17 protein-coding genes and 1 rRNA gene are annotated in these 14620 nt (G+C 40.5%); 1 reads left to right on the top strand and 17 read right to left on the bottom strand.

Features of this window, described 5'->3' with window-relative positions:
- Positions 1–37: 37 nt before the first annotated feature.
- The 3 genes from NST73_RS00270 to metG form a co-directional block, all read right to left on the bottom strand.
- Complete coding sequence (locus tag NST73_RS00270; protein WP_007496219.1) at positions 38–1240, bottom strand: G5 and 3D domain-containing protein; 1203 nt, start codon at positions 1238–1240, stop codon at positions 38–40.
- A 244-nt stretch (positions 1241–1484) separates the two neighbouring features.
- Positions 1485–2252, bottom strand: coding sequence for a TatD family hydrolase (locus tag NST73_RS00265; RefSeq protein ID WP_017359325.1), 768 nt, complete (start codon positions 2250–2252; stop codon positions 1485–1487).
- Between the two features lie 81 nt (positions 2253–2333).
- The gene (gene metG / locus NST73_RS00260; RefSeq protein WP_135009444.1) at positions 2334–4334 is read right to left on the bottom strand and encodes a methionine--tRNA ligase; all 2001 of its coding nucleotides are present in this window, start codon (positions 4332–4334) and stop codon (positions 2334–2336) included.
- Positions 4335–4853: 519 nt separating this feature from the next.
- Here metG and NST73_RS00255 point away from each other — a divergent pair.
- Entirely contained in the window at positions 4854–5144 is a 291-nt protein-coding gene (locus NST73_RS00255; RefSeq protein WP_087975202.1) for an AbrB/MazE/SpoVT family DNA-binding domain-containing protein, read from the top strand.
- Positions 5145–5188: 44 nt separating this feature from the next.
- On the opposite strand, the gene rsmI is transcribed toward NST73_RS00255, so the two are convergent.
- From rsmI to rrf, 14 genes are all read right to left on the bottom strand, one after another.
- On the bottom strand, positions 5189–6070 hold the full coding sequence (rsmI, locus tag NST73_RS00250; protein ID WP_342499296.1) for a 16S rRNA (cytidine(1402)-2'-O)-methyltransferase: 882 nt from the start codon (positions 6068–6070) through the stop codon (positions 5189–5191).
- The gene (locus NST73_RS00245) at positions 6045–6344 is read right to left on the bottom strand and encodes a GIY-YIG nuclease family protein (protein WP_159145300.1); all 300 of its coding nucleotides are present in this window, start codon (positions 6342–6344) and stop codon (positions 6045–6047) included. Before NST73_RS00245 ends, rsmI begins: the two co-directional genes overlap by 26 nt.
- Positions 6331–7074: a tRNA1(Val) (adenine(37)-N6)-methyltransferase gene (locus tag NST73_RS00240; RefSeq protein WP_342499295.1), complete on the bottom strand. Its 744-nt coding sequence runs from the start codon at positions 7072–7074 to the stop codon at positions 6331–6333. Before NST73_RS00240 ends, NST73_RS00245 begins: the two co-directional genes overlap by 14 nt.
- Before the next feature lie 55 nt (positions 7075–7129).
- Positions 7130–7483: a DNA replication initiation control protein YabA gene (gene yabA, locus NST73_RS00235; protein ID WP_007496228.1), complete on the bottom strand. Its 354-nt coding sequence runs from the start codon at positions 7481–7483 to the stop codon at positions 7130–7132.
- A gap of 14 nt (positions 7484–7497) precedes the next feature.
- A complete protein-coding gene (locus NST73_RS00230) occupies positions 7498–8325 on the bottom strand; it encodes a stage 0 sporulation family protein (protein ID WP_024719352.1) in 828 nt (275 codons plus the stop codon).
- Between the two features lie 2 nt (positions 8326–8327).
- Complete coding sequence (gene holB / locus NST73_RS00225; RefSeq protein WP_041506542.1) at positions 8328–9317, bottom strand: DNA polymerase III subunit delta'; 990 nt, start codon at positions 9315–9317, stop codon at positions 8328–8330.
- Between the two features lie 11 nt (positions 9318–9328).
- Positions 9329–9769: a YaaR family protein gene (locus tag NST73_RS00220; protein WP_008341898.1), complete on the bottom strand. Its 441-nt coding sequence runs from the start codon at positions 9767–9769 to the stop codon at positions 9329–9331.
- Between the two features lie 12 nt (positions 9770–9781).
- Positions 9782–10111, bottom strand: a complete 330-nt coding sequence (locus tag NST73_RS00215; RefSeq protein ID WP_012008640.1) for a cyclic-di-AMP receptor — start codon at positions 10109–10111, stop codon at positions 9782–9784.
- Between the two features lie 79 nt (positions 10112–10190).
- On the bottom strand, positions 10191–10829 hold the full coding sequence (tmk, locus tag NST73_RS00210; RefSeq protein ID WP_007496237.1) for a dTMP kinase: 639 nt from the start codon (positions 10827–10829) through the stop codon (positions 10191–10193).
- The gene (locus NST73_RS00205; RefSeq protein WP_342499294.1) at positions 10826–12232 is read right to left on the bottom strand and encodes an aminotransferase class I/II-fold pyridoxal phosphate-dependent enzyme; all 1407 of its coding nucleotides are present in this window, start codon (positions 12230–12232) and stop codon (positions 10826–10828) included. The genes tmk and NST73_RS00205 overlap by 4 nt, the downstream gene beginning before the upstream one ends.
- A gap of 77 nt (positions 12233–12309) precedes the next feature.
- Entirely contained in the window at positions 12310–13371 is a 1062-nt protein-coding gene (locus NST73_RS00200) for a toxic anion resistance protein (RefSeq protein WP_342499293.1), read from the bottom strand.
- 21 nt (positions 13372–13392) lie between these two features.
- Positions 13393–14007 (bottom strand): 5-bromo-4-chloroindolyl phosphate hydrolysis family protein, encoded by a 615-nt coding sequence (locus NST73_RS00195; RefSeq protein ID WP_212361976.1) that lies wholly within the window; start codon positions 14005–14007, stop codon positions 13393–13395.
- 128 nt (positions 14008–14135) lie between these two features.
- On the bottom strand, positions 14136–14327 hold the full coding sequence (locus NST73_RS00190; protein ID WP_017359334.1) for a sigma factor G inhibitor Gin: 192 nt from the start codon (positions 14325–14327) through the stop codon (positions 14136–14138).
- A gap of 170 nt (positions 14328–14497) precedes the next feature.
- Positions 14498–14613, bottom strand: a 5S ribosomal RNA gene (rrf, locus tag NST73_RS00185).
- Positions 14614–14620 lie beyond the last annotated feature (7 nt).

Genomic DNA, 14620 nt, shown 5'->3' with positions numbered 1-14620 from the left:
CGCAAAGCCCTCTGTTCATATAAATGATTTGATGTGTTTATTTGAGCACTCTAATTTTCACTCGTTTATTCCCCCATTGATAAGCTGCCGACTTACTTGGGACGAACACATCAATTTTATTCCCTTTTATAGCAGATCCAGTGTCTGATGCAACGGCGTACCCATAGCCTTCCACATACACTTTAGAGCCCAGCGGAATGACACTCGGATCAACTGCTATGACCTTTGCACCTGGATTTGCTTTTAAATTAAAGCCTGTAGACGTTCTGCCCGTACATCCAGCACAGCCCGCTGTATAGGCTGTGGACGTCACATAGAACTCTTTTCCTGACGATTCATTACTTCTTGAAACCGCAGGTGACGCTTTAGGTTCTTTCTTGGACACTTGTGTACCAACGGCCACTAAACGATCCTTACTGTCTTTTGCAGTAACCTCTTTAATTAATTCTTTAGACACCACTTTGCCGTTTTCTTTCACAATGGCATAGTGCTTCTTCAATTTACCTTCTTCACCTTTTTCAAGCACCTTCTCTTTTCCTTTTTCAAGAGATCGATCCTTTTTATGTTTGGTATCAAAAGCAATTTTCTCTTCCACTACATCGGTGACTTTTTCCACCCGAGTGATCTTCACATCTGCGCTTTTTTTAGAAAGGTGACTATGTAACGCAGGTTTGATCTTATCGTGCTTCTTGAGCTTCAGCTCTTGTTGCTTTAAAAAGTCAGCGACCGTAGTCGAAGTGGTCCACACTTTCTTATCCTTTCCTCCATCGTTTAAGCTGACCTGGAAGGCCTGCTGAACCACAAGATCCATATTCTTTTTAATCTTGTCATTCTTTCCTGGAGTTACTTGATCGTGCTTCCCAATATCTATCTTCTCATTCTTCAATAATGCTCCAACCGTCTGATCTGTTGTCCATATCGTTTTCTCTTTCCCATCTAGGGTGAGATGAACCGGTATAGCCGCATCATACACAATGTTCATGTTGTCTTGAATCTTTGTATTTAGACTTGGAGAGATATGATCCTCCGCCCTGGTCCTTATTCCAAGGTCTGAAAGCAGCTGTGCTACTGTCTCTTCATGTGTACGAATTGTCTTCTCTTTGCCATTGATTGAAATGGTAATAGACTGCTTAGTGAGCTCATGCGCACCGTAAGCCGTCCCAGTTCCAGCTAAAAGCAAGCAAGCGACTAGAAATAAAACCTTGCCTTTTCCTAGCTTGACAGAAAACAGATTTTTCATTTTTTGTACGATGAAAAACGCCTCCTTCTCCTCGGAGAGATTATATAGAGTATCTCAAAACCTGTCAACCCTTCCACCCACTGTACAAAAATGCTCGATTGTAAACCTATTATGGGAGATTTTTGGAAGGAAGGGAAGAAAGACTTATCGACAACTTATCCTATGAGGAGGCGCAAACGTGTAGAACTTTTTCGTTATGTTTCACAATTGGACAAGCTTAAACAAGGATTGACATCATATACTGTCAGTTTATACGGAAAACTTTTTTCGCATTTTCTGTTGTCAATGCAGCAAGCTCTTCAAAGCTTATTTCTCGCAATTCAGCAATTTGTTCTGCGATATATTTCACATAGCTCGGCTCATTTCGTTTCCCTCTAAATGGCGCTGGAGTTAAATACGGGCAGTCTGTCTCAATCAGAAGACGATCACTTGGAATATCCTTTACAACTTCTTTCGGTTTTTTCGCATTTTTAAATGTCACAGGTCCACCGAATGAGATATAAAAGTTCATTTCCATACATGCTTTTGCAATTTCGAGGCTCCCAGTAAAGCAGTGCATAATTCCTCCGACTTCTGCCGCTCCTTCTTCTTTTAAGATCGTCACTACATCTTCCGTAGCGTCACGGTTATGAATGATAATTGGCAGATTCACTTCTTTTGCAAGAGCAATTTGACGTCTAAAGACTTCTTTTTGCACATCTTTTGGCGACTTGTCCCAATAGTAATCTAGACCCATTTCTCCAATGGCAACAACCTTTTCATGCTGAGATAATTCTTTGATCCAAGCCAAATCTTCATCTGTCATATCAATGGCATCAACAGGATGCCAGCCGATGGCTGCATACATAAAATCATATGCTTCAATTAGCTCCATCGCTCTCGTAATGGTTGGACGATCAAACCCGACCACCACAATCTTCTCTACCTTTTCACTTTTGGCTCTTTCAATCACCTGCTCTAAGTCTTCATTATATTGTTCAGCATTTAAGTGGGCATGTGTGTCAAATAACATGGTTGATTGCTCCTTTCGACAATTCTTCTGAAAAACAAAAGGTGTTCGACGAAATGTTACACGTGGAACACCTTTGTTAAATTATAAAATTTTCGTTCCATTTGCTAGAGATTGATCTACTTCAAGAACCTGCAATTTACCAGTAGTTTCTCCAGTTAAAATCATTCCCTGGGAAATTTCCCCTCTTAGTTTAACTGGTGTGAGATTCGCTACGCAGACGAGCTTCTTCCCTACCAATTCTTCTGGTTGATAATGCTTGGCAATCCCTGAGACAATTTGTCTCTTTTCAAATCCAAAATCAAGCTGAAGCTTTAAGAGACGGTCAGCTTTTTTCACTGGTGCTGCTTCCAATACTTGTGCTACACGAAGGTCAACTTTCGAAAAATCATCGAAGGCAATTTCGGCACCCAGTTCAGGCAATTCAGTTTCTTCTATTTCAACTGACTCTTCTTCTACCTTAGGCGCACTTCCTTGCATCTTCTCTTTAATGTATGCCACTTCTTCTTCAACCTCTAAACGAGGGAACAACGGCTCACCTTTTTGTACCGTCGCTTTTTGAATCGCACCGAAAGAAAGAATGCTTTCCCAGCTTTTGAGTTTTTCTTCTTCAATTCCAAGCTGGAAGAAGATTTTCTCAGGTGTTTTTGTTAAGAATGGCGTTAACAATACAGCTGTGATTCGGAGTGATTCTGCTAAATGGTACATTACAGAATGCAATTCTTTTCGTTTTGTTTCATCCTTCGCTAATACCCAAGGCGCTGTTTGATCAATATATTTATTCGTTCTGCTGATTAATGTCCAAACATTTGAAAGAGCCACCGAGAATTCGAGGTTCTCCATCGCTTCTTCATAAGCTTTCACCGTTTGTTCAGCTACAGCTTTTAGTTCCTCATCAAACTCATTGACTGGACCCTTATAGCTGCTTAATGTACCGTCGAAGTATTTTTGCACCATCGCCACTGTACGGTTAAGTAAGTTCCCTAAATCATTGGCAAGGTCATAGTTTACACGTTCCACGAATCCTTCTGGTGTAAACACACCGTCTGCACCAAATGGTACTTCGCGTAGCAGGTAATAACGAAGAGCATCAAGACCATAGCGATCAATTAACGTAACAGGATCTACTACGTTCCCTTTTGATTTAGACATTTTGCCATCTTTCATGAGCAGCCAGCCATGTGCGAAAATTTGTTTTGGCAGCGGCAGATCAAGTGCCATCAGCATAATTGGCCAGTAAATTGTATGGAATCGTACAATTTCTTTCCCAACTAGGTGTACGTTGGCAGGCCAATATTTTTTATATTTTTCATCTTGATCGGTTCCGTAGCCAATCGCTGTTAAGTAGTTGAATAACGCATCAATCCATACATAGATGACGTGCTTCGGATTATTAGGTACTTTAATGCCCCAATCAAAGGTTGTTCTTGATACAGCTAAATCCTCTAACCCCGGTTTAATGAAGTTATTAATCATTTCATTCTTTCTTGATTCAGGCTGAATGAACGACGGGTTCTTTTCGTAATAATCTAGTAAGCGATCTGCATACTTACTCATACGGAAGAAATATGATTCCTCTTTAATCAATTCAACAGGGTGTCCACTGTCTGGGCTTTTCCCTCCAATGACTTCCCCTTTCTCATTTCGCTCAACATCAACAAGCTGTGTTTCCGTATAGAATGTTTCATCAGGAATACTGTACCAGCCCTCATATTGATCTAAATAAATATCTCCTTGATCAAGCAGCTTTTGGAAGACTTGTTCAATGATTTTCGTATGTCTTTTTTCCGTTGTACGAATGAAATCATCGTTGGAAATGTCGAGTTTCTTCCATAATGATTTAATGTCAGCAACGACCGGATCTAAATACTCAATCGGTGTAATATTTTGTTCTTCAGCTTTTTGCTGAATTTTTTGTCCGTGCTCATCTGTACCCGTTAAATACATCACATCATAGCCTTGCAGACGTTTATATCGAGCCATGGCATCCCCTGCCACTGTCGTATAAGCATGTCCAATATGTAATTTTCCGCTCGGATAGTAAATTGGTGTAGTCAGATAAAACGTTTTTTTCTTTTCCGGCATGTCGGAACCTCCTGCTTGTGTGTAAATGTCAAAAACTCCCGCCCAATGGACGAGAGCGGTCATCATACTTCATTAAAATGTGTCAGATCATTTCATTATGTTTTGCACTTGTGCTTTCTCTATGATACCATCTTAGCCTTTAAGATCAAGCATATATACATAGAACAGATTGAAATGAACGAAAAAGACGAGTTTTTCGAAAAAAACGACAAACCGCTCGACATTTTGTCGAATATTGTCGTATGAAATCTATTTCCAGATTTACAATTGGCTAAATTAGGGCAAAAGTCTTGTTAATCTGTTATCGTCATTTTTCATATTTTTATAGATAAATTCTGAAAAATCCTTATACACCGGTAGTTTCAAGGTCCTTTGACTTTAAGAGTCATATTTTACAAACAATAGTAAACAAAATGATTGACGATTTATGGAAACCTTGTTATGCTAGGAATGTAAGGAATTTGTCGAATAATGACGAAGATAATATTATATTAAGAATAAGAACTTTTTGGGAGGAGAATGAAGATGAAATCTACAGGTATTGTACGTAAAGTTGACGAATTAGGACGCGTGGTGATTCCAATCGAGCTTCGCCGTACGTTAGGAATCGCAGAAAAAGACGCTTTGGAAATTTATGTTGATGATGAAAAAATTATCCTAAAAAAATATAAACCAAACATGACTTGCCAAGTAACAGGTGAAGTATCAGACGATAACCTTAAACTTGCTAATGGTAAATTAGTTCTTAGCCGTGAAGGTGCAGAGCAAATCATTAACGAAATCCAAAACCAACTTCAATCACAAAAATAAGTTTTATATAAAAAGGTTCTTGCACCGTTTGCAAGAACCTTTCTTTATTGTTCAATATGATACGCATCATAGATCGTTCGCTTTGGCACACCACGTTCGACCGCAGTACGTTTAATAGCCTCTTTTGACGTTAACCCTTCCTCTATGTAATGGATCACATGCTCTTTTTCAGATAAAGAATTCCACCAAGCTTCTTCATTCAGTTCTTCTTCATCCTGATCATTTCCTTGTACAACGAGACAGAACTCACCACGGATTTGTTGTTCTGTCACCCAGGTCAGCGCGTATTCTAAATCTCCACGAATAAACTCTTCAAATTTCTTTGTCAGTTCTCTCGTAATGGCAATATTCCGGTTCCCCCACACTTCTTTCATCACAGTCAGCGTTTCTTTTAACCGATGGGGCGCTTCATAGAAAACAATTGTTTCTTGGCGTTTCTTCAATGCTTCCAGCTGTTTTTTCTTTTCCTTTTTTTGACGATCAAGAAAACCGTAAAAGAAAAATGGCTGAGGTGCGATTCCTGACGCAATGAGCGCCGTAAGTGCTGCATTTGCACCAGGTAACGGAATGACATAGCCTCCGATGTTCGTAAAGTCGCGAACCACTTCGGCTCCTGGATCAGAGATCGTCGGTAAACCGGCATCGCTCACGAGTGCAATGTTCTTTCCTTCTTTTAACCATTCGATTAACTTATGACCACTGCTATCTTTGTTATGTTCATGATAACTCGTTAATGGGGTATCAATTTCATAGACATGACAAAGCTTTTTCGTTTGTCTCGTATCTTCTGCGGCAATATAGTCTACATCTTTTAACGTTTGTATCGCTCGAAACGTCATATCTTCTAAGTTTCCAATCGGGGTTGGTACGAGATAAAGAATACCCATTTCTGATTGACCATCAAAGCTTCTCTGTGTCTTTTTCATGTGCCGCCTCCTTTTTGATTCGCTTTTCTTCTATATACATGTCCTTTTTTCGACGTGTCCACGTTTTGAAACGATATTCCTGTTGCATGGCTTCTCTTTTGGTGAAAAAGCATTCGTGGTAATAGAGTTCCACCGGCCGTCTAGCTCTCGTATACTTTGCACCCTTCCCGCTATTATGGGCAGTCAGCCTTTTTTGTAAGTTATTTGTATACCCAGCGTACAAACTGCCATCTGCACATTTCAATACATAGAAATAATGACTATGCTTCTCCATACAGTATCGTCCTGATTTCTTTTGTATACTCTTGGTCTTCTCCATAAACAAAAAGCGGCGGGAGGATTTTCAAATCCGGTTTTCCATCTTTCATCCCTTCCACTAAAATGGTATTCGCTTCTTTTCCCTGTTTCGGATATACAAATTGAATTCGTTTTGGCTCAATTCGATATTTCTTCATCATTTCAACAATCTCAAGCAGCCGTCCAGGGCGATGAACCATTGCCAGTTTGCCTCCTTGCTTTAGCAAAGTGGAAGAAACACGAATGACATCTTCTAATGTACAATGAATCTCATGACGTGCAATCGCCAAATACTCATTTTCATTGATTTCATCCTTAGAAGGAGTCTTAAAATATGGCGGATTACAAGTAATCACGTCTACTTTGTGGTTTCCGTACCGTTTAGGCATATCATTTAAATCACCATGGATCAACTCAATCTGCTGCTCCAGTTGATTATGCGCCACACTTCTCTTTGCCATATCAAACAGACGTTCTTGAATTTCAACCCCTGTAATAGAGGCTTTAGATCTCGTCGAAAGCAGCAATGGAACGATGCCATTTCCCGTACAAAGATCAATAATCTCCCCTTTTTGAATCGGCACATACGCAAATTTTGCTAATAACACTGCATCCAATGAAAAGGCGAACACCGTTTTACTTTGAATAATATTCATATCTTCTGCAAGCAAGTAGTCTAAACGTTCATCTTCTCTTAACGAAACCATGATGTATCCTTTCTTTTCCTGTGAAAAAGGCTCCCGATTCAGCGGAAGCCTTTTCTCATTTTTTATTTAAAAATGACAGACAGAACAAACAGTCTCCCTCTTTCCGAATGCTCCCATAATGTACATTACAAATATGGAAGCCCTCCTGATATAAACGAGCTAGGTTATCATGACCTTCTCCTATATCAGAATGACTTGGCTTCTGGGCAGAATCATGCTCTGCCTCAGACGATTTATCTCGATCGGATTGATCCAGACGTTCACGCAAGTGCTGATTCTCCATCTGCAGCTGGTGATTTTCTTCAATCACTTCACCAATATGATTTTTCAAATCACCTAGCTGGCGATAAAGAGAACCGATTTGTTCTTCTAAATTAATCACCGTATCAAATAGTTCCTTTTTATCCAAGGTGGCACACCTCGTTACTCAGTTGTTTGTGCAGATACAACGCCTTCTTGTATTAATTCTTCCCAAGTATATTCTATCACTTTTTCTTGCCCGGTTAATTCAACTTGCAAAATTCGTTCTAAAATATTAAGCCCTACTACCTTTGCAGAGCCATTAGACGTCTGAATCGTTTCACCGATGTCCGGTAATTGTTCTTTTGCTGTTTCGTACTCATCATTCTCATATTTCAAGCAGCACATCAAACGACCGCAAAGCCCTGAAATTTTGGTAGGGTTTAACGAGAGGTTTTGATCTTTTGCCATTTTAATGGACACAGGTTCAAAATCTCCTAAGAAAGTTGAACAGCAAAGCATACGGCCACACGGACCAATGCCGCCTAGCATTTTTGCCTCGTCTCTTACACCGATTTGACGAAGTTCAATTCTCGTCTTGAAGATAGATGCAAGATCCTTAACCAGCTCACGGAAATCTACTCTGCCATCCGCTGTAAAATAGAAGATGACCTTGTTGCGGTCGAATGTAAATTCGACATCGACCAGTTTCATTTCCAGGCCGTGTTCACTTACTTTCTGAAGACATGTGTCAAAGGCTGCCATCGCTGCTTCTTTGTTCTCCTCAACGATGAGCCGGTCTCGTTCGTCTGCGACGCGAATCACCTTACGCAAAGGGAGAACCACATCGTGTTCATCTACTTTTTTATTGGCGATGACCACTTGCCCGTACTCAACACCTCTAACCGTTTCTACAATGACACAACTATCATTTTCTATATGAAATCCATTAGGATCGAAATAATAGATTTTGCCCGCTTTTTTAAAGCGAACACCAATTACGTTGTACAAGCTTATCCCTCCTGCAACATCAACACCAATTGCTCCATTAGCCCTTGGGCATTCACGTTGGATTGAAGTCTCTTTTTCGCTTCTAATACAGCAAGGATCTGATTCGTCACCATTTGCTGTGTGGAATGCAGCGCGTGCTGCTTCATTGTCTGGAATAAGTCTTGATAAATGACTTTATCTTCATTTCCTATTTGAATCGACAATACATCACGATATATAAATAAAAGCATATCAAGACCAGTTTCTTGAAGGTCTTTCTCTTTAAAAAAAGGCATCCATTGATCTTGTATATAAAAAAATGCATGTTCTTTTCGCTGGTGTAAGACTTCATACAATTTTATCACTTTCGCTCTAGACTCTGCAAACTGATCATTTCGACTTAATTCGAGTGCTTCTGCTAAATTATTGGTTAAATTCGACAAAAGCCTTGCGAGATCCTGAGACACGCCTTCTTGTAAAAGCTGCTGCTCCAAAGATTGCGGCTGCAGCGGCTGAAAGCTAAGCATCTGACATCTTGAAATAATCGTATCCAGCATTTTATGCGATTGTTCAGTGATTAAAATTGCCATCGTTTCCCGGTTGGGCTCCTCTAGGAACTTTAATAAACTGTTCGCAGCATTGACCGTCATTTTGTCCGCATGGAGAATGATATACATTTTCCGATGCGATTCTACGCCTGCTTTTGTAAATTCCTCCTGCAAAGCCTGCACTTGCGCCTTCTTAATTGATTGACCGTCAGGCTGCACTAGATGTAAATCTGGATGGTTGCCAGACTGAATTCTTTTGCAGTTTTGACAGGACTCGCATGGTTTCACTCCTGCTTCCAAACAAAAAAAGCTCTTCGCTAAAAGCATCGCAGCATCTAGCTTTCCTGTCCCTTTTTTTCCTTCAAATAAGTAAGCATGAGCCAGTCGGTCTTTATCAATACTATTAAAAATCAGCCGCATGACGCGCGGCTGTAGATCATTCATGTCATCCCAGCTAATTGCCATGTTATCACTCTCTATGTGTAAAGGTTAATCAATAAACCTTTTATTTCTCCAATACGTTCAAGCAAATCAATCGAGGGTTTCTCTTGATTCATCATATCCTCTGTTAACTCAATCAGCTTTTCATCTAATGCTTTGACTAAAGCGAGTGTTCGCGTGTTGCCATAAATGTCAAAGCTCCTTGATGTCTCTATATTTAATCCATTATCGACTGTTTCTTTTACAAAGCGTTTCACAAGTCCTTTAAACCTAGCCAAATCTTTAAGGTTTCGTGACTTTGTCAGTTTCTTGCCGAAGACTTCGATATCGCTCAGCATGACTGTCAGCTGCTCTAAACGCATTTTACCGCTTTGTGTCTCCATCGATGATTTAAACGATGCTGAAGTTTGGCTTCCTTTCATCGCTTGAAGTTCACGCTTTTCTAAAAGCAGCCGCATATCTTGATTAATTTTCACAGCAACCCATCCTTAAAATTGATGAAATTGTTCAACTGGCAGAATAAAGACGGTAGCTCCACCAACTTCAACCTCAACAGGGTATGGTACATATGAATCTGCATTTCCACCCATTGGTGATACAGGCGCGATCATTTGATCACGTTTACGGCAATTTTCCTTGATTAGCTGTAACGCTTTATCCACTCGGACATCATCGCAACCAATGATAAAAGTCGTATTCCCAGACTTTAGAAATCCACCAGTCGAAGCTAATTTTGTCACGCCGAATTGATGTTCGGTCAATATTTTCAATAACTTGCTGCTATCTTGATCCTGTACAACGGCAACAATTAATTTCATTTGATTGGCCTCCTTCATTTTAGGCACAGGTGACATGCCGATGTCTTCCTCTATATTATAACAACGATTGGGAATGAGGTCATATTTGATTTTTCTTTAATGTGTCCTGAATCAGCTGAAACACTTCATTAAAGACATCCTGAACAGGCTGAGACGCATCTACTACACGGAATCGTTCTGGTGATTGCGCAATCAGCAGCTCATATCCTTCTCTGACCATTTGATGAAAATTCAGTGTTTCCATGTCTAATCGATTTTTTTCTCTTCCTTGATTGGCATCAATTCGCTTTAGACCTTCCTCTGGTGTAATGGAAAAGTAAATGGTCATTTGCGGCATCGTGCCATCAATGGCAAAATCATTAATGGATTTGACTTCTTCAATCCCAAGCCCTCTCGCATAGCCCTGATAAGCAAGGGAGCTGTCGACAAAACGATCACATAAAACAGTTTCCCCCCGCTTCAATGCCGGTTCTACTTTTTCAGCCAAATGCTGCCTTCTAGCTGCTGCATAAAGCAATGCCTCTGTTTTTGCGTCCATTTTTGTATTTTTTTCATTTAAAATGACTTCACGAATTTGCTCTGCAATGTCAATGCCTCCTGGCTCACGTGTCGCCATCACTGCATAGCCTTGACGTTCCATTTCTTCGTACACTTTTCGAATCACTGTCGTTTTTCCAGCACCCTCAGGCCCTTCAAACGTAATAAACATACCGCTCATAGTGTCTCCTCTTCTATATAAACATATAATTTTCTCTGGTGAATCACCTGACTTGCTTGCACATGAACTTGATGCCCAAGCAAACGGCTTAACGTCGCAATTTGATCTGATTCAATCGGTTCTCCTTTAATCATCAAAGGAATACCAGGCGGATAGGGAATGACCGATTCTGCACTAATCCGACCAGCTGCTTTTTCGAATGGAACAGCCTCTACATCTCGCTTTTGCTGATCGTCCTCTAAGAAGAGCGATCTCGTTCGAGGCTCTTTTTTTACAAGCAATGAATCACTTTGCTGAAGAGCCTGCTCTATAGCTGTAAAAGGAACGTCCTTTATCTGCCTTAGACCAAAAACGAGTAAGACTTGATGTTCATCCGCAAGTTCTGGGTGAACCTCCACCGACTCAAGCACCTTTTTGAGTTCATAGCCTGTCAGCCCTTTTGTTGAACGAATGACACATTTTAATGGATCCATAGGTAAAGAGTCAGACTCAACCACTTCGAGATTGGAGATCATATTGAACTGTGCTTTCAGCTTTGCCAAGTCTCTCATGATTTCGTCCATTAACCCTTTTCCCTTCAACTCCTCCACATAAGCTCTCGCCACATCTAACGAAGCCATAATTGGATAGGAAGGTGAACTGCTTTGAAGCATCGTTAATAACGTCTTTATCCGCTTCACATCAATTCGGTCTCCTTGAAGATGGAGATAAGACCCCATCGTCATTGCCGGAAGGGTTTTATGTGCTGATTGTACCACCACGTCTGCTCCATAGGAAAGGGCAGATGGAGGAAAGGCACCGCCTAATACAAAATGAGCACCATGTGCCTCATCAACTAATACAATGATGCCAGCTTCATGACACATTTGAATGAGCCCTGATAAATCAGCTGCATGTCCGTAATAGTTAGGATATGTCAAAACGATTGCCCGGCAGTTAGGATGTGTCGCCATAGCTTGTTTGACTGTTTCCTCCGTCACATGAGTTGGGACGTGCAATTGCGGATCACTCTCAGTTTCTAACATAATAGGCGTCGCTCCCGCAAGCTCAATCGCATGGAACACAGACTTATGACAATTTCGCTGAACGAAAATGCCCTCCCCAGCCTGACACGCAGACATCACCATCGCCAAATTGCCAACGGTTGTGCCATTCACAAGGAAAAAACTTTGTTTAGCTCCATATAGCTTTGCCAATAAATCCTCTGCCTCTTGAATCACCCCAGTCGGATGGTGAAGATCATCTAGACCTTCAAGTTCTGTCACATCCAGCTGAAGAATGGATGCATAATAGGACCGTGCCTCATCAAAAAAGACATCTCCATTGTGATGTCCCGGAACGTGAAAAGAATAGGGCTTCTTTTCCGCATGTTGTGATAATGCTGTATATAAAGGTGTTTTCAAACAAATCGACCCTTTTCACTTAAACGATATCTTATATCTATTATAACGTTCAAACAAGTGAACTGAAAGATGGATTCTCATTCCTTTATTGGTTTATGATTCACCAGCTTCTGCTCTGCCTCATGCATGCTACTTTTTAATTGAGCTCGTTCTTGGCTCCCATGTTCTTTTACCTGCAACGTTTCCTGCAATGTTTCGGCCAATTGGCGCTGAACCTTTTTCAACGTATCTATAGGCGTTAAGGATGCATCTTCGAGCAACTGTCCTTGCTGCTTCGATACCTGTTCATATGTTTGCTGGATACGCTGCTCAAGCGCTGAATTGGCTCGCTGCTGAATATGATTGAACGCAATCGACATTTGGTTAATCCATAAAGGAATTGATGCGGAAACAGTTGATTGAATATGATTGGCTAATGTATGGTTTGTATGCTGAATCATTCGAATTTGGGCATTACATTGCAGTGCGATTTGACGGCTCAACAGCAAATCATACTTCCGTTCTTTTAATCTCTCCATATATTCTTCTTCATCGACTTCCCGACTCATCAATTGTTCCTCTAATGTCCGATCATGTGACTGTGATTCTGTTAGGGCATGTTTCTCTAACAGCGTCAACTTTGCTTCAACTGCTGCAACCTGCAATGTCATCTCTTGAAAGTATGATTGATTTTCCTCAAATAAACGCTCTAATAACTTATGATCCGAAATTAACACACCTCTGGCGTAACGAAGCCTTGCTGACAATCTCTCTATCTGTGCTTCTGCTTGTTTAAAACGAGATATGATCTCCTGAGTAGAACGCTTTTCTCGCTGAAATAACCTTAAAAAAAAGCCTCGCTTCTTTGGCAATAAATCCTCTGGCTCCACTAAATGCAGTTGCTGTAAAAAAGCTTCTAGAACGTCTCCGATTTGGTCAATATCTTTTTTCTCCACATATTGCATCATTTGTTTTGATTGTTCTAACAATCGTTCCTGCACACGTGTGCCATAGAAAAGCAGTTTTTGTGGATGGTCAGGGATCTTCTCAGCTCGTTGTAGCGCCTCCTGCTTTTCCTCATCAGATAAGGTATCAAACACCCGAAACGGAAGATCTGTAGTAGATGGGGCTGGTGGTATGACTGGATCTTCTGGTTTCATCGAGTTTGACTCCTTTCATGTCTATTTTTTAATCATTTTATCGGCCACTTCAAGTTCAATATGAAGTGCTTCTATATCTCTTCCTAAAACTTGCTGTAAATCATTCGTTAATTGCTTTTGCAGTTCAGTCAGCGTGACTCGAGTTTGGCTTAATGTCATTTCAAGCTCATGGCTACGATTCGGCTGATTATACAGCAGTGCATATTTCTCAGTTAATTCAACAACAGAATCCAAACTCTCAAAATAAAACCGCTGTGCATCATAAAACCGGTTCGGTTCCTTTTTTGTTATCGTATAGATGCGTCGTGCAAGCCGAAGAATTTCATAATTATGCTTGATCGTCTGTACGTTCTTCACACCAAATAAAGCTTTCTTCAAACGAACCAGCTTTTGCCCAGCTTCTTTTAAGTGCTGTTTAATATATACATAATCACTGCGAGACAGTCCGTGTTTCTTCAAAAACAACTGGAAGGCAGCCCATCGGCTTCCTGCAAACATCACACCCCACCCAATCATCGCATACAGTATCGATAATCCAACATGATGATGGAAAACACCAATACTGACAGTTAAAATCACCAGCGAAAAAAGAGTAGAGAGAACGGCCCATACAAATGTGTAAAAAATTGATTTCATGTTCATCGACTCCTATGAATAATCAGGCTCTCTGTTTATCTTATTATTTATTACGGTTGATGTCCAAACTAAGTTCCAAAAAACAGGCCCAATCCCCGATCGCCCATAAAAAAAGACCATCTAATGGTCTATGAATACAAAGGCGGCGTATGAAGATTTTTAAGCTTTCTTACATAATCAGCATAACTAGGATCCGAGGTTGATGTAGAAATTAACTTCCGTTCACAATCTCGGCATAAAAACTGATGATATAAATAAATTCCCTTTGTTTTTTTCTCTTCACAAATCAAACAAATTGCTTCTCGCTCTTTTTTGCTCATTGTGACACCTCCACTTATAGCTTCAGTATGCCCTAGCGCTTTCAATTGTATACAAAATTAAGAATGTTTTAGATGATAGTTTAGTATATGTATCCATGCCAGATCGAGTGTTTGTTCCTTTTTTAAAATACAAAAAAGACCAGTTCCGATTGGAACTGATCCTTTGAAAAGCTTGGCGGCGTCCTACTCTCACAGGGGGAAACCCCCAACTACCATCGGCGCTGAAGAGCTTAACTTCCGTGTTCGGTATGGGAACGGGTGTGACCTCTTCGCTATCGCCACCAAACCTGATG

It is taken from the genome of Bacillus sp. FSL W7-1034 (assembly GCF_038593365.1).
Taxonomy (GTDB): domain Bacteria; phylum Bacillota; class Bacilli; order Bacillales; family Bacillaceae; genus Bacillus; species Bacillus altitudinis.
This window is presented reverse-complemented; position numbering and strand designations above follow the sequence as displayed.